This window comes from Mesorhizobium sp. WSM3862 (assembly GCF_002294985.1).
GTDB lineage: Bacteria > Pseudomonadota > Alphaproteobacteria > Rhizobiales > Rhizobiaceae > Mesorhizobium.
Window position 1 is genome coordinate 114,876 of the sequence record NZ_NSGE01000010.1, and the last position, 22,206, is coordinate 137,081.

Here is a 22,206-nt window from a genome sequence, read left to right on the forward strand (position 1 = left end):
GCTCGGCGAGCACATCGCCGGACACCCTGGCGCGGAGGTGAACTCGGCCAGCAGGGGCGGGGAAGAGGCGCCCCCCGCGAGCGTGCCAACAGGCAGGTCGATATCCGGCCTCGGCTTAACAGGGCTTGCTTATAGCTATTGCGAGCGTTGACCAGACCGTCGTCCCTTCATCTGTCTTGACCGGAACGGCGCGTTCAGCCGGCGCGTCGTGGCCTTCGAGCGGATTCGTCCATCTGGCGCTCTTTTAGACTCGTGCGGAGCAGGGGTTTGGGGCTACGACTTCACCGAGCCGCTCTGTAGGAAGGGGCGCCCAAGGGGAGGCGACGATGAGATCAAGTTGTCCCCCCATCGCCTCTAAGTAGCTCTCAAGTGCCGACAGTCACATATCGGCCCTGCTTATCCCTCTTCCAGACCCAAGGTGGTTGATCTTGAGGGTCGGAGACAATCTCTGCCTGAGCCTTCCCAGCCACACGGCTCGACTCGCCGAAGCTCTCGACACCTGCATCCTCTAAACCTTCGAAACCTGCCTCGACACGCTCCCGACAATCCTCAGGGAGGCTGCGATCACGTCAAGCTTGCGTTCCATCATTTTCTTCTCTTCTTCGCCACCGCGGGCGGTTGAGATCTCCCCCTGCAAGCGTTTGTTCGATGGTGTGCTGATTGTTGGCCCGGAACGGGAACTCGCATCGAGCCATTGCCATCGCCCGCGCGCTCATCCGCGACGGCGGGCGCCGCCGCTACTTCAAGCGACAACGAGCGCACTGCTCGATCATCCCACATTATTGCGAGATTATCGAAATCGGACATGAATCCTGGCGCTTCAAGAACCGCGGCTGATCACCACATAGTCCAAGACGATCCCGCGCTCGCCGGGCTTCGCAACCCGGACCAGCTCCGCCCGGCGAGCGCTAAGCGCGACGCGCTGCAGCCAATTTTTGCCGGGGATATTCGCGGCGGCCAAGCAAGAGGGATACTCAAAGCAAAACTGGCTTATTATCGGTGTAGCACCGAGAAGGTGCTCTACTGGGCGCATTTGCAGGGCGCGATTGACAAATCCTTCGAGTGGGCCGACCTAGGCCAGAGAGCGATATCCGCAACATCGCTTCGCCGCACGCGCCTGCGCCGCGCCGGCTTACGCAGGCGCCGGCATCGATTGCCGATGAGGTCGTCTTCCGTCGCTTCAATGAATGGTGCCGCCATGCTGGTTATGGACGTGCATGGACGATCTCCACATAAGGGCACGCTGGGGCATCAACCGCCTCTCGTCGAAACCACACAACCTCTCCTTTTTCTCGGCAGTACGCTCTACGCTCAATTCGACCGGGATCAAGGATACAAACCGCAGCCTGCTCGCCATGGTGCTGCCAAAAAAACTCCACCACGCGAACGGCGAAGATCATCAAAGGTCGATGGTATGGAACAGCCCTTCGAAACGGCATCGAAGGCGCGTACCTGATCGTGCTAAACACCATCAAGAGAAGGAAACGATCTATGGAACAGATTGCCACCGTCGGCCTGGATCCGGGCGCTCACGTCAATTCATGGGAGGCCAAGGGTGCCTCTTTGCAGGATCGGAATTGCTCCCATCCTGCTGCGCGAAGATTACACTCGAAGCAGGTCCCGCAACCGAAACCCCAGCTATGTCGATGCTCGCGGTCGCCGCTATAGCAGGTGTGACTTTCTTCGCAGATGAGCTTCACCAGCGGCTCGCCGCCCAGCGAATCCGCCAGCGCCCAGGTCTGCGCCTTGTCCAGCCGCATAAGGGGTGTGTGTATGACGAAACCCGTCTCCATTCCAAGGTTCAGGGCAAGTTGCATCGCTTTAACTGCCTCATCTCGACAATCCGGGTAGCCGAAACGATCCATCTCGGACACGCCGATCACAAGGTGTTTTGCGCCAATCCGGTAAGCTATCGCGGCCGCAAAGCCGAGGAACAGAAGGTTGCGGCCAGGCACGAAGGTATTTGCTAGACCGTTCGCGTTCACTGCGAACTCGACGTCGCGCGTGAGCGCGGTATCACTTAATTGGCCGAGCACGGCCATGTCAATCATGTGGTCCTCGCCTAGTCGTCCACCCCAGGCGGGAAAGTCTTTTCGAATGCGCCCGAGCAGGTATGGCCGCACATCGAGCTCGATCCGGTGCTTCTGCCCATAGTCGAAGCCGATTGTCTCGACGCGCTCGAAGTTCTCCAGCGCCCAGGTCAGGCAGGTTGTCGAATCCTGCCCGCCGGAGAAAAGGACGAGTGCGGTTCCCGAATCTCGTTGCATCAGGTCAACCCTCGTATTCAGCCCAGCACAGCGGCGTCTCATAGACCGTTACCGAGCACATCTGGCCAATAAGCGGCTTGGTTTGGTTCCAGATCCAGACTGCAATGTTTTCCGCGGTCGGATTTTCGAGACCCTCAATCTCATTCAGATACTGATGGTCGAGACGTTGCAGAAGCGGTCCGAACACAGCCTCAACATCGAAGAAATCGATGACAAACCCCGTGTCTGGATCGACAGGCCCTTCCAGGCGCAGTTCCACACGGTATGAGTGGCCATGCAAGCGGTGACAGCGGTGGGTCGCTGGCACGCGCGGAAGACGGTGCGCTGCCTCGAAGGTGAACACTTGCGTAATTTTCATGGGATCCCGAGAAGCTTGTGGGTTTGCAGGCTCAAGCGCCAACGTGGGTTAGCAAGACAATAGGCCACTGCGGCGGCCGTATTCGCATCGCGCCCTGGCCCATCCATTGGCTGAAGCAAAAGGTGCTCAAACGAGAGAACTTCGAAATGTTCGGGCTCTGCGCCAATCTGAGGGTATACAAGCTTTAGCTCGTCCCCTGCCGTGACCACGAGGCGTGCATCGCATTTCGGACTGACGCACAGCCAGTCGATGCCGGCGAGCGCGGGAATGGTACCGTTGGTCTCCACGGCAATCTCAAACGCCAAGGAATGCAGCGCTTCCAGGAGTTGTTTATCGATCTGGAGGAGGGGTTCTCCTCCGGTGAGCACGACGAGACGCTGCCCAGGTCCCCACCCGCGCCAGGTTTGCTCGACCGCCAACGCAAGCTCCCGCGCGTTGGCAAAATGTCCGCCACCGGGGCCATCTACCCCAACGAAATCAGTGTCGCAGAATCCGCAGAATGCTCTTTCCCGGTCGCCTTCACGTCCCGACCAGAGGTTACAGCCGGCGAAACGACAAAATACGGCAGCTCGCCCGGCATTTCGTCCTTCACCTTGAAGAGTGTAGAAAATTTCCTTGACCGCATATGACATTGCTCAGGCGGCCTTCGAGTGAGCAATGGAACATCTGTGCCGGCTTCTGAGACGCGGCAAAAGGTGGGAGATGATCCGCCGCACGCTTTCCAGCTCGTTCCACCGTCGGGGCCTGATGCGGAAAACCCGCTCGGCCGAACTCCACGCGGAATCAGGTTTCGGCGGGTGGAAGCGGTGGGGAAGGGTCTCTGGTTCCTCGAAGCCTGTCACCACGAGAAACGCCGCCATCACGTCGCTCATGGTGATGACGCCTTGACGAGGACCAGGCGTGAGAATCCTGGCGTCTCCTCGAAAGCCTGGCTCACAGCACGGAAGAACTCGCTCATCAGCCGCAAGCCGCGCTCCAGAATGAGGCGGTCGAGCGATGAGTATGGGGCCGGCGGCATGGCGCCGAGAAAATCCGCCATGTCCTCATCGGCGATCTGAAGGGCTTCATCGATGGTCTTGCCGACGATGAATTCGGCAAGCGGCGAGGAAGCGGTTATGTCCGAGCCGCGGCGGAAGGTCTGGAACGTTGCGGCGGAGATCGTCTGCGTCTTACGGTCGAAAGCCATCGTCAATTTCAGCCCATCGCCGTAGGCGACGGCGCCGACCTTGCCGGCCGCTTTGGGGATGTCCAAAGCGCCGACATTGTTGGGGTTGATGAAATAGACCTTGTCGCTGATGAGGCAGACGTCGTCTTTATCATCCCGCACGGCGCCGATCCTTGTCGTTATCGCGCCTAGCCGAAGGACTTGCCGCAGGCGCATCTGTCCCGCGCATTGGGATTGTCGAAGACAAAGCCCGAGGACTCCAGGTTCGTCACGAAGTCAACGGTCATGCCGGCGAGATGGGGCTGGGAGCTTGCGTCGATGAACACCTTGACCCCGTTCGCCTCCATGATGGCATCGCCCTCGCGCGAGACGCTTTCCAGACCCATCTGGTATTTGAGGCCGGCGCAGCCGCCCGGCTCGACCATGATGCGAAAGCCTTCCGATGGTTCGTCGGCGCGGGAAAGCGCGGCCTTGACGGCGGCGACAGCGTTTTTAGTGAGCGTGATCATGGACTATTTTCTCGCTGATGCGTTCGCAAGCCACGCTGCACAGAACGTGCCAGAGAGGAAATTGGATTAAAACAACGGGTTGGCTGATTTTGCGGCCTGTCTCACATCCAACAATTTGTCGGATGTCCGACTGACTGAAACCTTCCGTACAAAAAGCGGCATCGGACAATCGCCAATGTCTCGCCTGAGCCAGCCTGCGTTTACGATCATATGAATGTGGACCGGATGGGAATATTTCAGTCGTGCTGCGCTCCAAAAGCCCCGCCTTCGTCACCACCGGTTCGGTGGCGAACACCGTGTTTGTCGATGACGCTTCGATCGTGCCTTCTCGAAGCAGGCGCTTTCCGCGTCAACTCGTGATGGCGAACAACACTCGCGTGCTCGGCCTGTGGCCGCAGCGCGGCCGTCGCCCCGCGAGGGCCGACTGAGGTATTGTAATTCCCGTCAAGCCAGGTGGGCCAACGCGCCCCCAAGGGAACGGCCCAATCACCGGCACGGCGACCACGGCTTCGATTAGAGGGCGCGCCGGTCAGCTCCAGTTCTGGCGAAATCGCGGTCTGGCTCGTCCGCGCTCCAAAACGAAACTCGAGCGAGCACCGGTCTCGCCGTCACATCGAAGGAGAGAATTCGCTATCTGTTACAGCTACTCGTGGCCAAGGATCCCGTGACGGCCCTGATAGAAAAATACCCAAGCATCGTGTTTTCAATCATGCTGGCAAACCGCGGTGGTTATGTCATTGGCCCCCGTCAACAACCCCGCCGATAGAGTTCCCGCAAGGCGGGTGCCGACTGTCCGCTATCCCTATCCAAAGCGTTGCAACAGATTCGTCAAACAAGTTTACAGACTCTTTGCGAATGCAAGTCGCTGACCATGCTACTTCAAGTCCGAGATTGGCCGTATCGTCCAACTCAACGGTTTGCAATGCGTGAACAGAGAACCTGCAACGTTGATCGCAAGCCGCATACAGAGAGGCCCTTTAATGGATATCGACATTTTTGCAGCTTACGAGTCTAACGTTCGTCGCTATGGACGATCGTTTCCAACGGTCTTTAAAAAGTCACTTGGGGCGACAATCTGGGACGAGTCCGGCAAGCCCTATATTGATTTCCTTGTAGGGTCGGGCGCGCTCAACTATGGTCATAATAACCCGGGTATCATGGCGCCAGCAATCGAGTATCTTGCCGAGCAAAATATTGTCTTGTCTCTTGATATGTATACGGCCGCAAAGCGTGATTTCATCAAAGTTTTCGTCGAGTCGATCCTGAAGCCTCGGGGCCTTTCTTACAAGATACAGTTTCCTGGGCCGACGGGGACAAACGCTAACGAAGCGGCGTTGGCGCTGGCGCGAAAATATACCGGCCGCTCGAGTGTCATGGCCTTCACCAATTCGTACCATGGCATGTCGCTCGGCTCCTTGGCGGTGTCGGGTTCAGCGTCCACCAGGCAGCTTGGCGGCGTTGCTCGCCACGATGTAATCCGTGTCCCTTATGAGAACTATCCGAACCAGACTTTCGATTCCGCGAGTTACATTGACCACGTGTTGGGCGACCCGGGCAGCGGGATAGAAAAGCCGGCCGCAATCATCCTGGAGCCCATCCAGGCCGAAGGGGGCATGAACACCGCATCAGCACCATGGCTCTCAGAAATTCAGCGCATTTGCCGTAAGCACGATGTGGTTTTCATCGTAGATGACATTCAGGCAGGTTCGGGACGAACGGGCGATTTCTTCTCGTTCGAGTTCGCGAAAATCGAGCCCGACATCGTATGTCTTTCAAAATCCCTAAGCGGTTCAGGCAACCCGCTGTCTATAGTTCTGATTCGCCCCGACATGGACATATGGAAGCCGGGAGAACATAGCGGTACCTTTAGAGGGAATAATCTCGCCTTCGTGACTTCGGCGGCCATGTGCACAATGTGGTCCGATAGGCAGTTCACGACAGCCGTCGAGCGGACGGCCGTCAAACTGCAAGAACACCTTGATCGCCTCGTTGCGAAATTCCCTAAGTGCATCGAACAAAAGCGCGGCCGTGGTCTGATGGCCGGCCTCAAGTGCCGTTCACAGGCCGATGTTGGCCGTGTGCACGATGTCGCGTTCGAAAACGGCCTGCTGATCGAATCCTCGGGGCCAAATCGCGACGTCATCAAAGTCCTTCCCCCGATAACCATCTCAGATGATGAACTCGATCACGGCATTGCCATCCTCGATCAGGCCCTACAGGAGAAAACCAATGGCGACTAATCAAGTAGGTCAAACGCCGGCCATCTCGCCTCTCACGATCAAGGAACGAACCGGCTCGATCAGCACTGCGGAAATCATTTCGGTCCTGAAAGGAGAGATCACGGCTCTGCACATCAGCCAAGCTTTCAGCACCGAAGTAGCCGAGGAGATCACCGCGAATTTTTTTGCGAGTCCGGGTCTTAACGAGCGCAAAGATGGTGTCCCCGGACAATATGTCGGCGCTTCCCACTATAGGAAGGATGCAGCCACCTATTTCAGGCAGGCAGAAAATGCGCGGCCGCACGTTGAGGCTCTTTTTGGCAATCTAGTTGACCCGGTCCGAGCATTATTCGAAGCGCTGAAGCGGGAGCTTCACAAACAGGGCATCGAATTGCGGCTGGCCCGTTCGGAACACGGTCAGGCAAACGTCTGTCGCGCTCTCAGTTGGTCTGGCAGCGGCACATTTTCCTTGGACCCCCACGACGATGTCGCTCAAGTGCTACGTGCTGGGAACGATTACGAGCTCTCTGCGGTGGCACACAATACCGTCGCCGCCCTCAACTTCTACCCCAGCATGTCCGAGGAAGGTGGCAATCTGCGGCTCTGGAGCCACAAGCCGACAGTCGACGACCGAGAGTCGCAGGGCGTGGAGACCACGGGCTATCCCTATTCAGCAGTCTATCTAAAGGATGTGCCGTGTCGCGACATTCAGCTCAAGGCCGGGGACATCGCCTTACTTGACGGCGGTTTCGTTCATGGGGTCACTGGCCAATCAGGGCACGGAAAGCGTCGCGTGCTTCTGAACTGCTTTTTCGGATTTGCGCGGCCAGATCTTGTTCTCTGGTGGACCTGACGTGAATGTCTGACCGACACCTCAGCGCATCACATCGGCTGTCAACGGAGCGTCAGCGGGGCGGCAGCAGTGGCGTCAGAGGTGCCGTGGAGGCGGCTCGAGCCGGATCGGCTTGTGTTCGTCGACGAATGGAACCGCGCGCCTTGTCTGACCAGCTCTTTTTGTTACCCGGGATGAATTTCCTTGGGGCTGCCAGGGAGGCGTTGGCGGTCGAATTTGCGCATTTTCTCGACCGGACTGATGGTATCGGAAAACCCAAGCAGTTGTTCGACCTGCTATCTGCTTTTGCCCTGAAGTTTGATTGCCCGTGGGTCTCCTATGGCTCTCTTGCACGAGATCAAAAAGGCTTAAAGCCGATGCGAGGCGATCCGGCGGTCATGCTAAATTACCCCGACGGATGGCGGGAGCGCTATTTCGAAATGGGCTATGACAAGATAGACCCTATTATCAAGAGAAGTCGGAGGCGAATAAAAGCCTTTCCTTGGAGCGAGGTGTACAACGACGAAAGCACGACTGAAGACGAGCGGCGCGTTTTGGACGAGGCTGCCACCTTTGGCTTACGGTCAGGCATTAGCGTCCCATTGCACGGCCCCGACGGCAGCTTTGCGATCGTGAACTTTGCTCAGGCCTTGGACGGTAAATTCCCAAATAGAACAATCACATACTTGCAATTTGCGGCGTTACATTTCCATTTGAGAGTCGCGGAATTCGCTAATCCCACAGGCATCGAGAACACCTCTAATCTTTCTCCAAGAGAAAAAGAGTGCATCCTATGGACTGCGAAAGGTAAATCGTCGTGGGAAATAGGAAAGATTCTAGGGATCTCTATAAATACTGTGAATTTCCACATAAAGAACGTGATCAGAAAAATGAATGCCAATAGCAGAATAACCGCAGCTATAGAAGTGCTAAAGCGAGGAATAATAGAATTATAAGGCCTATAATGAAACACAAAAATATTGCTACACAGCAGGTGGCGTGTCGTACTGGAGAACGGCACTCTTACACTTGGGTATCTTCGGCGGCTTTATCAACGAGGCGCTGGAGGGCCTTGTGGCGGCCAGTCCGAAGAGGAAGTCGAGCGCGTTGTTATCGCACCAGGCCATGACGGCCATAGGTGATCGTCGCCGCGGACCAGGGTTTGGGTTCGGCCAGCGAGCGAATGCGCTCGGACAAGCCGGCGGAGCTGGCCGCGATATCCTTGCCAGGCGGGTCTTGCCAGGAGGCAGGATCACGGCGGTCGCGGCATCACAGATGTGGGTCGGCAGGAAGCGGCGCTCGTCGTAATGGGCTTGAAAAGCGAGAGCTGCTGATGGCCGTGAACGACATCAAACGCGTCGGCGATGTCGAGCGACACGCTGTTTGGTGGCTCGACATAGATCGACAGCCAAAGATCAACCAGCATCCAGCCGAGCCGGATGCGGTGCGTAGGTCTAGCAGGTTCTCTCTGGGCGGCCAGGTCGGCTGCGAGCACAGATCAATCCCGCTCTGAAGGCCGGGTCTGTGGGCGGCCGATCGAGATCGTAGGGCATCCTCGTAGCCGCAGGCCGTCGGCCATGGCGTGCGTCACCGGTTGTGGATCGGGCGATCCTGGATCGCAGCCGCCAAGCCTGTCGACCAGTAACAGGCGTCGCTTGGCCGCGGCCAAAATCATGACGCCGCCATCCGAAGTGTTGCGTCCGCCATCAGCGCGGCTTTGATCTTCTTGCGCGTAACGGCTGGGTGAGAGCGGCAGCAACGTATGGTCGGTCATGCCGGTGAGGCTCCGCCAGACGTGGTGCCAGGGCTGGGTTGACAACCTAATCCAACGCCATCGTTGCCGGCAGGGTCCAGCACGTTTCTCATGACGTGGACGCGGAGGTTGGCATGTCTCCGACCGCCCCTTGCTGACGGCCGCCTTGAGGCCTTCCGGGGCACTATACAATCTGTTGTGAGGTGCAGATCCTGGGAAGGTACGACATCGAGCAAGTTCTGGCTATTTTCGGTGAACCCTGCCGGGCGTTCGGTGATCATTACTGGAAAATGCCTTTACCGCCGCCTTCTGAAATCGCACTGCAAAAAGACAAATGTTAAGCAGTGGTGGCCCGGAATTAATGACTTTGCAACAAATCCTTACCAAAATCTTGTATTGATATAGTTGGGGATTCGGTGGAAAGATAGGTAAAGACGCCGAACGCCACCAGTACATTATGACGAAGGACGCTTATCGTGGATGCCCTGAAAGGAAACCCGCTGCAACCGCCATGTCCAGGTCAGCGTCGATCCTGATGGACCGGCCAGGAATACGTCTGGTGGACGCGTCTTTCGCGCAGCGACGTCCGGCTGGATTGACAGTGCGAGCCGGTTAGCGGCGGCGTCGCTCTCCGAGGATGTGAGCACGTTGTGCCGGGACACTGTCGAATCGACCGCAGATACGTCCCGATATACTGGTGGACTACTGAGTTTGCGACGAATTTCATAGGCCAATGGACCAAGGATGAACAATTATGACCATACTACCACAAATCTCACTGGCAAATCTGGTGGCCGATAAAACGCGGCCTGAAGAGCGTAAGCGCCTACGCATGGCGTGCGAGGATTGCGGGTTCTTCTACCTTGTCCAGCATGGCATCCCGAAAGAACAGATCGCGCAAGCAATCGAGGCCTCCCGGCGCTTCTTCGCGTTGCCACAGTCAATGAAGGAGCGCTTTGGTCACGCCGCTCAAGGGATCTATCCCACTATCGCCCGTGGATACAGTCCATTGCACGGGGAAATCCTACATCCCGACGCTGGCCGCGATCCGAAGGAAGTGTTCGATCTCGGAATCGACAACGAAGGCGATCGCCGTCCGTTTGGCGGGAGCACGCTTTTTCCGGATGAGGCCTTGTCTCCTGGTTTCGCGCGAAGCCTGCTTGACTTGCAGGCTACCGTGCTCCGCGAAGTCGTCCCCCACCTCGGAACCGCGCTTGCCGACATGATCGGCATGGAACAGGACTGGTTCCAACGGTATTTCAGCCCGCCGACGCTCGAGCAACGCGTAATTCGGTATCCGGCTCGCGGTGGCACGTGCGCCAAGCACACCGATGGTGGCTTCTTCACGCTGCTGCTGCAGGAGGAACTCCCCACCCGGTCGTTGCAGGTGTGGTTGCGTGGGCGCTGGATGCCGGTGCCGAGCCTGCCCGACAGTCTCGTAGTCAATTTGGGCGATATGCTTCAAGCCTTGAGCGATGACCGCTTCAAAAGTACGCCGCATCAAGTCGCGCACAATGGTCTGACCGACCGAATTTCGCTTCCCTTCTTTATCTATCCCGACGTCGACGCGCGCCTGACTTCGCGGGGAGGGCGCCACACCTTCAATGTCGCGGAAATGATGCTGCACAATTACGAGTCAGTCGAAACCGGGAATGGCGCCGGACGCGCGCGAGAGTTGCAGTAAATGTCCGGTGTTCTCAGGCGTGCGTAAACTTATGGCAACGACCCGGAGCATCCAGGTGATGCGCTGAACGAACTCACCCAAGTTTTATCTGTCGCACGTCGCGCGAAATAGCGCGGCGGCCGGCGGGCGGAAGCCATTTTTAGTTATGTTCCTTGTTCCTTGACGACCTTCAAGAACAGAAAAATACCCATGCCTGTCCGTCATGAATTCACCTACGCGTTGCAGGCGACCCAGAATTGGGTCAGCGATCTGGCATGGAGACTTCGTTGGCAGGATCGCGAGCGGGTTTTCCTAGCTTTGATTGCGACGCTGCACGCGCTACGCGATTGCCTGGGCCGCGACGAGGCCGTGTACATGGGTGCGCACCTGCCAGCCTTACTGCGCGGCTTCTACTACGAAAGTTGGCACCCCGGCCGCCGCGCCATAGCCAGAAACCGGAACTCGTTTCTCGATAGGATCCACGACGGCGTCCATCGCGACCCGGCAGTGGATCCGGAAGAGATTGCTCGCTCGGTCCTAGGGCAATTGGCGGACCGTTTGTCTGCAGCAGAGATTGAAGAGGCCAAGGCTGCAACTCCCAGAGTTCTGCATGACCTTTGGCCAGCCTGAGGCAAACGTCTGCCCGTGACTGTCCCACGAAGCCGCCGCTAGCCCATGACGATCTGTCTGACGGGTCGCCGGATGTAGCTTAAGAGGATAGATTTGGGGAGGAGTCGTTGCTTAGTATCCCCACGGTAACGGGTCGCCTTGCTGAGGTCGGCTGAAGGCTGCAAGCCCAGTGCAAGCGCTAGAGTTCGGGGTTCAAGCGTCGGTCCGGTCTTCAGCAGTAGGCCGGACCGACGCCTTTCGCGGAGACGGTAGCTATCCCCGCGGATGGATCACCGTGGAGTGGTGAAGCAGGCGGTCCGATCGCCGTGGCCACAATGCGGTCGCCAGAAACTTTCCCCATTCGCCCACGGAGCGGTTGGAGGTGATCGGGATCGATCCCTTCTCGTGGCGCAGTGACACGAGTTGGAGGAACAGGTGGGCGGTGGCTTGGAAGGGCAGATAGCCCAGTTCGTCAATGATGAGCAGTTCGGCCGCGACAGGTCGCCAACTGCTTGTCGAGCGAGCGTCGCTGTGGGCGACGGGCGTGCGCGGCGCAGTTACGGCCACGGAAAGCCGATCGGGACTTGGGGCGTGTTGATCAAGGATCACCACGGAGGGTAACGTTGCTTAGGCGAACCCTTCCACCGCATATCGCGAGATCCTATGAGAACTCCGCGCTCTCGGCGACAACGTCTGGCAAGTGGAAGCGCTGATAGCGTCCTTCGGACGGCGGGCCTGCGCACAAGTACAACTCCCGCTGCCCGCAATCGATTATGATTGAAAAGGCAGTTCTGGTATTCTCGCGGTCGGAGACGGTTTTAGATACTGCGTCTGGGGCGTTCGTGCGGTCCGCCAAAGCCCGCATAAGGTCACCTACACCAGTTGCGTCCTCCCCGGCACGCTTCAACTCCACGAGCCGAGAATGGCTTGAAGGATAAAAACCTTGTAACTGCCCTTCATCTTCAAATGCTCGGGTAGCCGCCAGAAGTGCGTGGTTAGTATGAAAAATTCTCGACGCGTTAGGCAGTTCGCACACTCCGGCGCTCGGAGACAACTCGACGCCAGTAATGAACCCTTCGCAATCACCTAACAAATAGCTGCGCCCCCCCATAATTGGAAGCTGCTTTAGCGTCTCGACCGCTGATGAGACATTACCTTCCGCAAGTAGCAATCGCCTTACAACCTGACTTGGCATGCCGCTTGTAGACTTGTCTAGCATAACATCATTGGTCAAGAGACCGACACCTGACCGGTTCACGCCAACCCATCCGAGGGTTCCAATTGAGGCCACCACAGCGAGATCGAGACCCTTGCCTCCCACGTGTAGGAAGAAAGCCAAGTCGCTGTGCATCTCGGGCGCTGCATCCCAGTTCTGCCCAAGAACTGCGCCTCGTGTTGATGTAATGGCAAGGCCACTGCAGCCACTCGCTGGACAGATGTCAAAAAATTCGAAACCAATATAGCAGTAGATATCTATAAAATCGCAGTTCGCACCACTCGCGATTCCCGCAATCTCCTCAGCAACTTCTGGCGTTCGATCTCGAAGATTCGTCCATGAAATATACGCATTTTCGCGGGCGCGATTTAACGCTGCAGGAGAATAACTCTCCTTCATTTTAGCAATTAGAATTGAAATACGACCCGCGAACATGCGGCCATGCTGTTGGCCGCGTTGGGAGGCGGTCCCCGAAAGGACTACCACAGGCAGGGTTGCGAGTGGTGATCCATTTATCTCGGCCATGGTCACAATCCAGCTGAGGCTCCCTTCGCACTGCAACGCGCGCGAGCACACATCCTTGATAGCGGACTCCTCAGTGCAGTGCCCGCTTCATAAATATAGCAGCGTCAAATGAGCTGCTTTGCGCGAATGACGACTTATGAATGCAGGAAACCGGCGTTGTATTTCGGTATGTGCATAAAAGCGCCGAGTTTCACCGGTGGGGAGTGGGAGGGTCTCTGCGTTCAACCTGATCGACTGTGACCTGCCACTGAACATTCATCCAGCGGCGATTTGAGCCTCGACCTTTTCTGTTACGCCGTGGGGCGCGGGTTGAGCAACCGGCGAAGACGCCGAGCCTTTCGGAGCCGGGTTGCGGCGATGGCCTCGGCATAGGCCGCCGGGGTCTGGTAGCCGAGCAAGAAATGCGGTCTTGCAGTGTTTGAACAACTCAGCGACGCACCCCCCCCCCGGGGACCGGCCCGGAGCGCGAGCTTCTCTATCCATGGCATCCTTGGGTGGGTCGCCAAGTCCATATTCACGAAGTGATCGATCGGGACGACGCAACAGTCTTCCGCAGTAACGTTTTCGGCTAGGCCTCGGATCGGTGGTTCGAGGTCCCGGCTCGGATGTTCGATCGGATCCTCAGTAAGAGTTGGCGCATCACGACTGCTTCGGACGTCGACCTTATGTCGTCAGCCCTCTGAATCAGAAGGCCGGGAAGGAGAGACAAGAGAGTTCCGCCGCTGGCGGACGGACGTCCTTCGCGGGACGATGAATGAGGCGAGTTCGTTGTGGCGCTAGTACCGGTCCCACCCCTGACCAAGACGATGTATAGATTGTGCCGCCTCATTCTCCTGACCCGATACTGGGAGGGCGAAACGCCGATCCCGGAGAGAAGCAAGGCCCTGCGAAAGCAGAACTCCGGAGACACGGAAAAGCTCGATAGCGCTTGACCTCAACACGCCGAATAGAGAAGCGCGACTTATGTGGAACGGCCACGCGGGCAAGGGCTTTTTTCAGACATTTCATCCAGCGGGACCGGTGCGGTCATATGTCCGGCCTTTCAGCGCGGTCTAAGACCGCTGGCCTCGATGAAATTCGCGACGCGGGGGGCTGATCAATCTGACTCGCTATAAGGCATTGTCGCGCCGGCCTCTCTCGCATCGGGATTTCGTCCCGTGGATCATCGTCTAATTTTGCACCTCGCCTCTGTCCGGCGTCGCGCCGGCAAGTGCTCCGTCCTGGTCGTCGTTCGGCTCAGGTGTGTGCTGTGCCGCTCGCCGGGCCAGTATTTCGGTATGTCCCGCCCCTGGTGAGCAGCGCCCAGATGATTCTCGCCATCTTGTTGGCGAGCGCGACTGCGACGACCTTGAAAGGCCGCCGCGCTAAAAGCGCGACGAGCCGTCGCGGCGCTTTTTCGTTGCCCTTCACGCGTCGCAAGACCGACGTCGCGCCACAAACAAGCAGCGAGCGGAGCGTTGCGTTGCCCATTTTCAATATGCCGCCGAGCCGCTCCTTGCCACCGCTCGAATGGGCTTTGGCGTCAGTCCTAGCCAGGCGGCAAAGTGACGGGCGGATTTGAACCGTCGAGATCCGGGATCAGCGCTTTGACGGGTAGCCGCCGTGATCGCTCCGACGCCCGGAATTGTCGTCAACCCGTCGCATGTCCTCGTCGCGCTTCGCCTCACCGACGATCCCTCGTTCGAGCTTGTCGATTTGACGCGTCAGCGCCTCGATCTGATCGGCGATTTCAGCCAAAGCCAATCGAGCGGCTTTGGCAGGCACACGTCCTTCTCGTCCCGCACGATCTCGATCAACGCAGCCACTTTGGCCGTGCCGAGGGCGGCAACAACGCCCAACTCCGACAAATGCCCGCGAAGTGTTGATCGCCTGAGTTTTGCTGGCGGATCAAAAGGGCGCGCGTCCTCAGCAGCATGGCCGCCGCTTGTTGATCAGCCGATTTGATCGGAACGAAACGCATGGTCTTGCGGGTGACGGATTCGCTGATACTTCGGCGTCGGCGGCGTCCGTCTTGCGTCGTTTCACGAAGGGCTTCACATAAATCGGCGGGATCAAACGAACGTCGTGACCGACCGCCGCAATTTCGCGCGCCTGACGGCTGCGGTTTCAGAGCGTCGACTGAAGGTCTGGCGCAGCGAACAGGCGGACGCGTTGCTGTTGGGCCCCTTGAACAAGGAGCCGCCGATCCTGGAGACCGCAAGGCTACACTGAGGCGCCGTGGCGCTCGCGAAGGAAGCCGGCCTCTGCGAAATCCGGCCATCTCCGCGCCCGGCCTCCTTCGCCCCAAGCCGGGAGCAAAATGGACGAGGCAACGCTTGAATCTAGGGACCATCGTTTCGTGGGCAATACGCGTTGCGGCCAACTGAATTCGCGTGGGTTCCGGAACCGGCGCTGCCGCAATCAGAGCCTCGGTATAGGGATGGACCGGTTTCGCGAACAGCGCCTCGCTCGGGGCGAGCTCCACGATCCGCCCCAAATACATGAGGTCGACGCCGAAGACGTCTAATACCAACGGTCTCGGGCGCTGACTCTTTCGTGATTTTGTGTCGCAGGTGGACCGTGATTCCCTGATGCCGAAGGAGATTCGGCGATGGGTTCAGCGGTGAAATTACGGGATGACTATTCGGCGAGCGAACTTCGGCGCCTTGCGCGGGCTTCGAAGGATGTGCGGCAGAGCAGCCGGCTGTTATCGATCGCAGCGGTTCTGGACGGGATGAACCGAACCGATGCGGCGCGGATCGGCGGGATGGATCGGCAGACGCTGCGCGACTGGGTGCACCGGTTCAATACCGCAGGCCCCGACGGTCTTCTCGATCAGTGGTCGCCTGGTCCGCTGTCGCGGCTGTCGCCAGAGCAGCAGAGCGAATTAGCTGCGATGGTCGAGACGGGGCAGGACCGTGCCGTTGACGGCGTCGTGCGCTGGCGGTGCATCGACCTGAAGCGCGTCATCAAGGAGCGCTTCGGCGTGGACTACGACGCGCGCTATGTCGGGAAATTGCTGCACAAGCTCGGCTTTTCGCACATCAGCGCGCGCCACATCATCCGGGCCAGGACGCCCATATTGTCGAGGAGTTCAAAAAAACTGGCCACGCACGCTGAAGGCGCATCTTTGCGACCTACCGCCGCGTACGAAGGTGGAGCTTTGGTTCCAGGATGAAGCCCGCATCGGCCAGAAGAACGGCATCGTGCGGCAATGGGCAAGGCGCGGCACCCGACCCCGCCAGCCGGCCGATCAGCGCTACAAGAGCGCATATCTGTTTGGCGCGATTTGCCCGGCGCGCGGCGCCGGTGCCGCTCTGGCTCTGCCCTTTGCCGACACCGAGGCCATGCAACGCCATATCGACGAGATCAGCCGCCATGTTGAAAAGGGCGCGCACGCCGTGCTCGTCATGGATCGGGCCGGATGGCACACTACCGCCAATCTCAGGATGCCGAAAAACATGACGGCGATCTTCCTGCCCTCGCGCTCCCCGGAACTGAACCCGGTCGAAAACGTCTGGCAATATCTGCGGCAGAATTGGCTCTCGAACCGCGTCTTCGACGATTACGACGCCATCATCGACGCCGCTTGCGAGGCTTGGCAGAAACTCCTCGCAGCGCCCCAAACCATCAAATCAATCGGAATGCGGGAGTGGGCGCATGTCGGTCAAACTCCATGACTCTTGGTATAAGCAGCGGGATCGCGAGTTGGTGGCCAATTGCGCGGAGGTCCTGCTTAGTGAGTCAAGATGATCGAGAGGCGGCTTGTGGGCGCGATGCGGAGGTGCACAATGTCGGCGAGGTGAGGGTCATACGCTGGAGCTCCATCGCCCCCCTTGTGGGGAGGGTAAAGTCTCTTCTCGAGGACGGCGTTGAGGAACTGTCCGTTCGGTTTGCGGGTTGGCCAGGAGCTCGTCGGACGTGCCTGCTCGACGAATCTTGCAGCCGTAGAGGCCGCATGGCGAGCGCACGGGCGATCGCCACGCGCTCCTGCTGTATCCGCAGGAAAACGTTTTGTGACGTTCTCGAAGCGGACGACGGGCAAGTATCAAAGGTTTGTGCGATGACTTTTAAAAAAATTTATAGGCGGTTGATCGATACTTATCACAGCTTAACGCAGTCCAACCCTATATCTATGCGGCCCGCGATAAAATGATCGCTCTTTTTTGCGTAAGGCACTGAAAGGCAACGCGTCCGAGCTTTGTCGGCGTGATAGTTAACGTGCCGCGTCGCGAAACTGCGAGTAATAAGAAGCGAGGTCCCGGACACTGGAGAAGAGCAGAAGATGTCGTCTCTATTACGTCCTGCCGATGTTGTATTCGAGATCGATCTCGCAGCGCTTCAGGCGAACTTCCAGACCATCTCGGCCCTCGTTGGGCCCGGCGTAAGGGTGGCGGCTGTAGTTAAAAGCGACGCCTACGGGCTTGGTCTTGTAGAGATTGCAAGGGCGCTCATTCAAGTGGGCTGCGATCTATTCTTTGTCGCCAATCTGGATGAAGCGCTGCTTCTAAGATCGTCCCATATAGGCGCGGCAATTGCGGTATTTTGCGACGAGTTTGCGAAATTTGGTCAATATTACCGGTCCATGGGCCTCATACCCGTTGTGAACAATTGCATTGAATTACACGCCATTAACGCCGCACGCGAGACCCAGACATACTTTCTCAATGTTGAAAGTGGGTTCTCTCGCCTTGGGCTCGCTTTTGTCGACGTGCGGCGCACTTATCTTTCTGGTACCTTCGAACAACATCCCCCTTCGGTTGTACTCAGCCACCTCGCATGCAGCGAGCGCGCTGAGGACCCGATTAACGTGTTGCAAAGAAACCGCTTCCGGGCAGTTTATGATCTGCTTAGACCCAGCCGTGGCAGTCTCGCTGCCTCCGCCGGTGTGTGGCTGGGTAAATCCTATCATTTCGACATCGTGCGGGTGGGTTCAGCACTGTACGGGCTCAACAACGCTGGCATTGAACCAAATCCGCTGCAGCCCGTTGCAAGCCTCCGAGCAAAAATACTCGACGTGCGCAACGTCGCGAGGCGGGAAGCTGTTGGATACGGCGCGACATTTCGGACGATCCGAACCAGCCGAGTTGCCATCGCCGCGATCGGTTACAAGCATGGCCTTCCATGGACATGCGCGAACAAGATATCCGTTCGGTTTGGTGGATATTCGGCCCCTCTGATCGGAAGAATCTCTATGGAATACGCAACAATAGATTTAACGGATGTTCCTGCAGCACTTTGTGGTCCAGGTTCCTTTGTGGAATTGCTCGGTAAAGATTTCAAAGTCGATGACTTAGCAGCGGCCGCTGGCGTTAATCCACAGGAGGTGCTGACACGCCTTGGTGCCGGTTGCGCAAGGCAGTATCTGACTTCTTCCTCTCCATCCGCAGCTCAGGCCAATGCAGGCGAAAGACACGAACCGCTCGCGCTAGAGTAAAGACGCGAGCGATGGAGAGCCTTTTTTTCAGGAGCAATCGGCCCGGGAGCCAGAGGCGCGTTCCTATGCACGGTACGGCGCAAGCACTAGCGGATTCCCAATAGGCCTGCGAACTAGGGTTAATGTACTTAGCCCGTCTTATGCACGACGATGGGCCTTGAGGCTGGCGGATGTGGCTTAACGACTGTTTTCTGGAAGCTTGAGCGGCGCGTCTGCGCCCCGCATCGACGCAACCGCGATGGCCTCGACATCCGCTTTCACCAATCTCGACAAAGGCTCCGCCGAGCACATCTATGACGTGATCTACTGCGCCCGCGGTCAGGCCGAAAACCTGATCAAGATGCACAAGAGCCAGCTCGCCTCAGACCGCACCTCCTGCCGCTCACCCATTGCCAACCAGGTCCGCCTTGTCCTGCACACCGCCGCATACTGTTGATGCTCACCCTGCGCGAGGAGCGGTGCCCACGACCCATTATCTGCGCAACGCGGAGTTCGCTACGCTGCGGCTCAGGCTGCTCAAGCTCGGCGCTCGCGTCATCGAAACCGTCTCGCGCATCCGTCTGGCCTTCGCCGCTGCCTTTCCCGAGCAAGTCTGCTCCGGGCGCTCGCCAGCAATCTGCTACCGGCAGGACCGTGACCGCCGGGCCAGCAGGCCCCGCCGAACCACACAACTTCCACCCTCCAGTGCGTTCACAAGTCCAGACACAGCCACGGTGAAAAAGACGCCGCGCCGCCACCTGTCCACCGCTCCGCGGCAAACAAACCCAGATGCGTCATGAATAAGACGGGCTAGTCACGTGAATCTAAAGTTCGCCACATAAGGTCTGCTCTGTTTTTTGGCAGAAGCGTTTGACTGATGAGAGGATCTCGTCGGCAGACTTGGTTCACTTTTTGAGTTGCCGCTCGATGAAGGTGCGGATATCGGCTTCGAGTTGGCTGGTCGAGGTGTGAACGCCGCGCCGTAGCTGCTTGCGGGTAAGCTTGGCGAACCAGCGTTCGACCTGATTGATCCTGGAGGCCGACGTCGGCGTGGAATGCACATGCTAGTGCGGCCGCCGCGCCAGCCAGGTCCGGATCGCCTCCGTCTTTGGGGTGGCATAGTAATCCACGATGATGTGGACGTCGAGATCTTGCGGGACATGGGCGTCGATCTGCTTGAGGAAGCGAGAAGCTGGGCCGCGCGGTGCCGCTTGTAGCATTCGCCGATCACGAAGCCCGAGGCGATATCGAGGGCTGCGAACAAGAAAGTGGTGCCGTGACGGACATAGCTATGGGTCCGGCGCTTGGGAATGCCGGGCATACAGGACGGGCTGTTCGCGGTCGAGCGCCTGGATCTGGCTCTTCTCATTGACGCGGAGAACCAGCGCCCTGTAGGGGGACAGTTAAAGGGCCACGATATCGCGGACTTTGTCGACCAATAGCGGATCGCTGGAAAGCTTGAACGTCTGCGAGCGATGCGGCTGCAAGCCGAACGGTCCAGATCCTGCGGATCGTCGTGTGCGAAAAGTCAGTCGCAACTGCCCATGGACCCGATCCACCAGTGGGTAGCGTCCCGTCGGGGTCGATCGCAGCGTGCGCTCGATCACGGCAGCGACCTGATCGTCATTGATCGTGCGCGGCCTGCCAGGCGCGCTTCATCCAGCAGGCCGTCAACGCGCTCCTTCAAAAAGCGCCGCCGCCACTTGCAGACGGTATGCTCATGAACACGCCGAGCTCGGCTTCTACGGACTTGCTGGGAAGGCCATCTGCACACCGCAGAATGATCCGGCATCGTTCAGACATAGACCGTGCCACACGACGCCTGCGAAACTGACGCTCAAGATAGATCCGCTCATCCGCACTCAACACCAGCGGCGAAATCGGCTGACCCGTCGCATTGACCTTACACTCCTTCTTTAGTCGCGAGCACGACCTATAATACAAGAACTTCAGATGACTTGGCGGCAAACTCATCAGCTGAGTTCGTTTTGTGACGAGCTCTGATTCACGGCTTCTTGTGGAGAATTGAATGCGTCGTTACGAACTTGATCCAACCGCATTTGCTGAACAAGGTTAGCGGTGTGGCGCGTCTTGATGACCGCAAGGTTCAACGGCATCCTGCGGCGCTTCCGAACCGGCTCGCGATCGGCGGATGTGCCGGATAGCTATGGCGGCTGCGGCTGATCCCGTTGATCAGTGCAAGAAATCCCACTCCCGAGCACCAGATCGTCGCCTTTCTGCGAATTCGGAAGCACAACGCCGAATTGCTGCATTAATAGGGGTTCTTTGCGCCTACGGCCCCATTGGAAACTGCTAGCTTGATGAAGCGGGCAATGAACGGCCCGGTATCAGATAGGCTGGTACCAGGGAGTCCAACCTCGATTTGAAGACCGCATAACAAAGAGGAATCGCCGCGCGACAGCTACTGATCGAGATGTCGTTCCACGGCGTGTCCGATGGGGCCAGCGGGGAAACAAGAGGAATAACTCGATGCACAACTCGACACACATCTACAGGAACGGACCCGTGAGACGTGCAATCCTCCGGGGGATGGCTGCACTAAGCATCGCGGCGATGGCCAGTATCCCATTTGCAGGCTCAGCTTCTGCCCAGTCGCTGCTCGACAAGATCAAGAACGGGGAGACGATCCGAATCGGCTTCGCGAGCGAGGTTCCCTGGGCTTATCCCGGCGAGAACAACGAGCCACTCGGTTTTGTCAATGCGATGGCGATCGATCTTCTGAGGAAGCTGGGCACGACCAAGGTCGAGCCGGTCCTGACCGAGTGGGGCTCGCTCATCCCTGGGCTGCAGGCGGGTCGCTTCGATATCATCACCGGCGGCATGTTCATCCTTCCAGAGCGTTGCCGTAACGTGCTGTTCACTAATCCGATCGTCACGTCCCCCGATGGGCTGATTGTGCAGAAGGGCAATCCCAAAGGTGTCCATTCCTATGAGGATTTGCGCGCGAAGGGACTCACTTTTGTCACCGGCGCTGGCTGGAGCACGGTGGCAATCGCAAAAAAAGTCGGCATCGCCGACGACAAGATCATGCAGGTCGCCGGAATGGCGGAGATCGTGCAGGCAGTGAAAACCGGGCGTGCTGCTGCCGGCGCCGGCGACATCTTCGTCATCACGAATATTGCCAACAAGGATAACAGTGTCGAGCTGGCTGACCCATACACCTCGTCAATGCCGCCCGCCTACGCAGGCTTGGCCTTCGCGCCTAATGAACAGGCAACTGTTGACGCCTTTAATGCCGCGTTGAAGGACTACCTAGGGTCCGACGAGATGATGAACTCCGTGACGAAATACGGCTTCACCAAGGCGATGGTGCCGTCCGGCACGATTTCGGCCGCGGAAGCTTGCAAAGGTTGAAAACGGACGGCCTTCCATGCACGACTGCGCGCTCTCCGGCTACGGCCGGAGAACGACCCTCAGGTCCCATATCTGAGCAGTTTGGGCTCAAATTCGACCTGCTTGCAATCGGCGTGTGCCGCGCCCGCCGCCGTGGCGCCAATAGCAGGATGATTGTGGTCTCGAAGATCTAGTTCCGCACCTCGCCATCGAGTTCTTGCGCGCATGATCGATGCAGCGACCAACCATGACGGGCAAATGCGCTTGTGCGCTCGATACGTTCTCCACTTCAACCCTGAAACTCTCCACTTTAACCACGGACACTCGCGATATTGGTTGCG

Annotated in this window: 22 protein-coding genes and 5 pseudogenes; 12 read left to right on the forward strand and 15 right to left on the reverse strand. The window is 58.2% G+C overall.

Annotated elements, in window-relative coordinates:
* Positions 1-805: 805 nt before the first annotated feature.
* Positions 806-1,456 (forward strand): hypothetical protein, encoded by a 651-nt coding sequence (locus tag CK224_RS30970; protein WP_141245876.1) that lies wholly within the window; start codon positions 806-808, stop codon positions 1,454-1,456.
* Between the two features lie 73 nt (positions 1,457-1,529).
* Here CK224_RS30970 and queC read toward each other — a convergent pair whose 3' ends face one another.
* The 6 genes from queC to CK224_RS25675 are packed head-to-tail and all read right to left on the reverse strand — an operon-like array spanning position 1,530 to position 4,299.
* Positions 1,530-2,267 (reverse strand): 7-cyano-7-deazaguanine synthase QueC, encoded by a 738-nt coding sequence (gene queC, locus CK224_RS25650; protein WP_095783697.1) that lies wholly within the window; start codon positions 2,265-2,267, stop codon positions 1,530-1,532.
* 4 nt (positions 2,268-2,271) lie between these two features.
* The gene (gene queD / locus CK224_RS25655) at positions 2,272-2,625 is read right to left on the reverse strand and encodes a 6-carboxytetrahydropterin synthase QueD (protein ID WP_095783698.1); all 354 of its coding nucleotides are present in this window, start codon (positions 2,623-2,625) and stop codon (positions 2,272-2,274) included.
* Positions 2,622-3,257 carry a 7-carboxy-7-deazaguanine synthase gene (gene queE / locus CK224_RS25660; protein WP_095783699.1) on the reverse strand — a complete coding sequence of 212 codons (636 nt, stop codon included), beginning with the start codon at positions 3,255-3,257 and terminating at the stop codon, positions 2,622-2,624. Before queE ends, queD begins: the two co-directional genes overlap by 4 nt.
* A gap of 3 nt (positions 3,258-3,260) precedes the next feature.
* Positions 3,261-3,497, reverse strand: coding sequence for a hypothetical protein (locus CK224_RS25665; RefSeq protein ID WP_095783700.1), 237 nt, complete (start codon positions 3,495-3,497; stop codon positions 3,261-3,263).
* Positions 3,494-3,952, reverse strand: coding sequence for an iron-sulfur cluster assembly scaffold protein (locus CK224_RS25670; RefSeq protein ID WP_095783758.1), 459 nt, complete (start codon positions 3,950-3,952; stop codon positions 3,494-3,496). The genes CK224_RS25665 and CK224_RS25670 overlap by 4 nt, the downstream gene beginning before the upstream one ends.
* Before the next feature lie 26 nt (positions 3,953-3,978).
* Positions 3,979-4,299 carry an iron-sulfur cluster assembly accessory protein gene (locus tag CK224_RS25675; protein ID WP_095783701.1) on the reverse strand — a complete coding sequence of 107 codons (321 nt, stop codon included), beginning with the start codon at positions 4,297-4,299 and terminating at the stop codon, positions 3,979-3,981.
* A 242-nt stretch (positions 4,300-4,541) separates the two neighbouring features.
* On the opposite strand from CK224_RS25675, the gene CK224_RS25680 reads away from it, so the two are divergent.
* The 4 genes from CK224_RS25680 (at position 4,542) to CK224_RS25695 (ending at position 8,306) form a co-directional block, all read left to right on the forward strand.
* Positions 4,542-4,727 (forward strand): hypothetical protein, encoded by a 186-nt coding sequence (locus CK224_RS25680; RefSeq protein ID WP_095783702.1) that lies wholly within the window; start codon positions 4,542-4,544, stop codon positions 4,725-4,727.
* A 552-nt stretch (positions 4,728-5,279) separates the two neighbouring features.
* The gene (ectB, locus tag CK224_RS25685; protein WP_095783703.1) at positions 5,280-6,539 is read left to right on the forward strand and encodes a diaminobutyrate--2-oxoglutarate transaminase; all 1,260 of its coding nucleotides are present in this window, start codon (positions 5,280-5,282) and stop codon (positions 6,537-6,539) included.
* Positions 6,529-7,371 carry a hypothetical protein gene (locus CK224_RS25690; protein ID WP_095783704.1) on the forward strand — a complete coding sequence of 281 codons (843 nt, stop codon included), beginning with the start codon at positions 6,529-6,531 and terminating at the stop codon, positions 7,369-7,371. Before ectB ends, CK224_RS25690 begins: the two co-directional genes overlap by 11 nt.
* 143 nt (positions 7,372-7,514) lie before the next feature.
* Entirely contained in the window at positions 7,515-8,306 is a 792-nt protein-coding gene (locus CK224_RS25695) for a LuxR family transcriptional regulator (RefSeq protein WP_245426207.1), read from the forward strand.
* A 296-nt stretch (positions 8,307-8,602) separates the two neighbouring features.
* Here CK224_RS25695 and CK224_RS30975 read toward each other — a convergent pair whose 3' ends face one another.
* Positions 8,603-8,845, reverse strand: a complete 243-nt coding sequence (locus CK224_RS30975) for a hypothetical protein (RefSeq protein WP_141245877.1) — start codon at positions 8,843-8,845, stop codon at positions 8,603-8,605.
* A 3-nt stretch (positions 8,846-8,848) separates the two neighbouring features.
* Positions 8,849-9,124, reverse strand: a complete 276-nt coding sequence (locus CK224_RS30980) for a hypothetical protein (protein WP_141245878.1) — start codon at positions 9,122-9,124, stop codon at positions 8,849-8,851.
* A gap of 733 nt (positions 9,125-9,857) precedes the next feature.
* Here CK224_RS30980 and CK224_RS25710 point away from each other — a divergent pair.
* Complete coding sequence (locus tag CK224_RS25710; protein WP_095783708.1) at positions 9,858-10,787, forward strand: 2-oxoglutarate and iron-dependent oxygenase domain-containing protein; 930 nt, start codon at positions 9,858-9,860, stop codon at positions 10,785-10,787.
* Positions 10,788-10,976: 189 nt separating this feature from the next.
* Positions 10,977-11,396, forward strand: a complete 420-nt coding sequence (locus tag CK224_RS25715) for a DUF2267 domain-containing protein (RefSeq protein ID WP_095783709.1) — start codon at positions 10,977-10,979, stop codon at positions 11,394-11,396.
* A 191-nt stretch (positions 11,397-11,587) separates the two neighbouring features.
* Here CK224_RS25715 and CK224_RS32525 read toward each other — a convergent pair.
* The 5 genes and pseudogenes from CK224_RS32525 to CK224_RS32080 all read right to left on the reverse strand — a co-directional run.
* Positions 11,588-11,864: pseudogene (locus CK224_RS32525) on the reverse strand (ATP-binding protein); the annotation flags it as partial.
* Positions 11,865-12,036: 172 nt separating this feature from the next.
* Positions 12,037-13,116, reverse strand: coding sequence for a C45 family peptidase (locus CK224_RS25725; RefSeq protein ID WP_141245879.1), 1,080 nt, complete (start codon positions 13,114-13,116; stop codon positions 12,037-12,039).
* A 1,236-nt stretch (positions 13,117-14,352) separates the two neighbouring features.
* Positions 14,353-14,673 carry a transposase gene (locus CK224_RS32070; protein WP_348628412.1) on the reverse strand — a complete coding sequence of 107 codons (321 nt, stop codon included), beginning with the start codon at positions 14,671-14,673 and terminating at the stop codon, positions 14,353-14,355.
* On the reverse strand, positions 14,589-14,783 hold the full coding sequence (locus CK224_RS32075) for a transposase (RefSeq protein WP_245426209.1): 195 nt from the start codon (positions 14,781-14,783) through the stop codon (positions 14,589-14,591). The genes CK224_RS32070 and CK224_RS32075 overlap by 85 nt, the downstream gene beginning before the upstream one ends.
* Complete coding sequence (locus CK224_RS32080; RefSeq protein WP_245426239.1) at positions 14,695-14,880, reverse strand: hypothetical protein; 186 nt, start codon at positions 14,878-14,880, stop codon at positions 14,695-14,697. Before CK224_RS32080 ends, CK224_RS32075 begins: the two co-directional genes overlap by 89 nt.
* A 300-nt stretch (positions 14,881-15,180) precedes the next feature.
* Between CK224_RS32080 and CK224_RS31520 the strand changes: the two genes are divergently transcribed.
* Positions 15,181-15,327 (forward strand): hypothetical protein, encoded by a 147-nt coding sequence (locus CK224_RS31520; protein WP_176478016.1) that lies wholly within the window; start codon positions 15,181-15,183, stop codon positions 15,325-15,327.
* A gap of 148 nt (positions 15,328-15,475) precedes the next feature.
* Here the strand turns inward: CK224_RS31520 and CK224_RS25735 are convergent.
* A pseudogene (locus CK224_RS25735) lies at positions 15,476-15,607 on the reverse strand (oligopeptide ABC transporter ATP-binding protein); the annotation flags it as partial.
* A gap of 99 nt (positions 15,608-15,706) precedes the next feature.
* Here CK224_RS25735 and CK224_RS25740 point away from each other — a divergent pair.
* The 3 genes and pseudogenes from CK224_RS25740 to CK224_RS25750 all read left to right on the forward strand — a co-directional run.
* Positions 15,707-16,775 (forward strand): annotated as a pseudogene (locus tag CK224_RS25740) (IS630 family transposase).
* A 605-nt stretch (positions 16,776-17,380) separates the two neighbouring features.
* Entirely contained in the window at positions 17,381-18,532 is a 1,152-nt protein-coding gene (gene alr, locus CK224_RS25745; RefSeq protein ID WP_095783711.1) for an alanine racemase, read from the forward strand.
* A 259-nt stretch (positions 18,533-18,791) separates the two neighbouring features.
* Positions 18,792-19,169: pseudogene (locus CK224_RS25750) on the forward strand (transposase); the annotation flags it as partial.
* A gap of 166 nt (positions 19,170-19,335) precedes the next feature.
* Here CK224_RS25750 and CK224_RS25755 read toward each other — a convergent pair.
* Positions 19,336-20,455, reverse strand: a pseudogene (locus CK224_RS25755) (IS630 family transposase).
* A gap of 582 nt (positions 20,456-21,037) precedes the next feature.
* On the opposite strand from CK224_RS25755, the gene ehuB reads away from it, so the two are divergent.
* Entirely contained in the window at positions 21,038-21,886 is an 849-nt protein-coding gene (gene ehuB / locus CK224_RS25760; protein WP_245426211.1) for an ectoine/hydroxyectoine ABC transporter substrate-binding protein EhuB, read from the forward strand.
* Positions 21,887-22,206 lie beyond the last annotated feature (320 nt).

Bases quoted from the DNA above. Each gene is read 5' to 3' on its own strand.
- CK224_RS30970 (WP_141245876.1), top strand. From the start codon at position 806: ATGAATCCTGGCGCTTCAAGAACCGCGGCTGATCACCACATAGTCCAA.
- queC (WP_095783697.1), bottom strand. From the start codon at position 2,267: ATGCAACGAGATTCGGGAACCGCACTCGTCCTTTTCTCCGGCGGGCAG.
- queD (WP_095783698.1), bottom strand. From the start codon at position 2,625: ATGAAAATTACGCAAGTGTTCACCTTCGAGGCAGCGCACCGTCTTCCG.
- queE (WP_095783699.1), bottom strand. From the start codon at position 3,257: ATGTCATATGCGGTCAAGGAAATTTTCTACACTCTTCAAGGTGAAGGA.
- CK224_RS25665 (WP_095783700.1), bottom strand. From the start codon at position 3,497: ATGAGCGACGTGATGGCGGCGTTTCTCGTGGTGACAGGCTTCGAGGAA.
- CK224_RS25675 (WP_095783701.1), bottom strand. From the start codon at position 4,299: ATGATCACGCTCACTAAAAACGCTGTCGCCGCCGTCAAGGCCGCGCTT.
- ectB (WP_095783703.1), top strand. From the start codon at position 5,280: ATGGATATCGACATTTTTGCAGCTTACGAGTCTAACGTTCGTCGCTAT.
- CK224_RS25690 (WP_095783704.1), top strand. From the start codon at position 6,529: ATGGCGACTAATCAAGTAGGTCAAACGCCGGCCATCTCGCCTCTCACG.
- CK224_RS30980 (WP_141245878.1), bottom strand. From the start codon at position 9,124: ATGACCGACCATACGTTGCTGCCGCTCTCACCCAGCCGTTACGCGCAA.
- CK224_RS25710 (WP_095783708.1), top strand. From the start codon at position 9,858: ATGACCATACTACCACAAATCTCACTGGCAAATCTGGTGGCCGATAAA.
- CK224_RS25715 (WP_095783709.1), top strand. From the start codon at position 10,977: ATGCCTGTCCGTCATGAATTCACCTACGCGTTGCAGGCGACCCAGAAT.
- CK224_RS25725 (WP_141245879.1), bottom strand. From the start codon at position 13,116: ATGGCCGAGATAAATGGATCACCACTCGCAACCCTGCCTGTGGTAGTC.
- alr (WP_095783711.1), top strand. From the start codon at position 17,381: ATGTCGTCTCTATTACGTCCTGCCGATGTTGTATTCGAGATCGATCTC.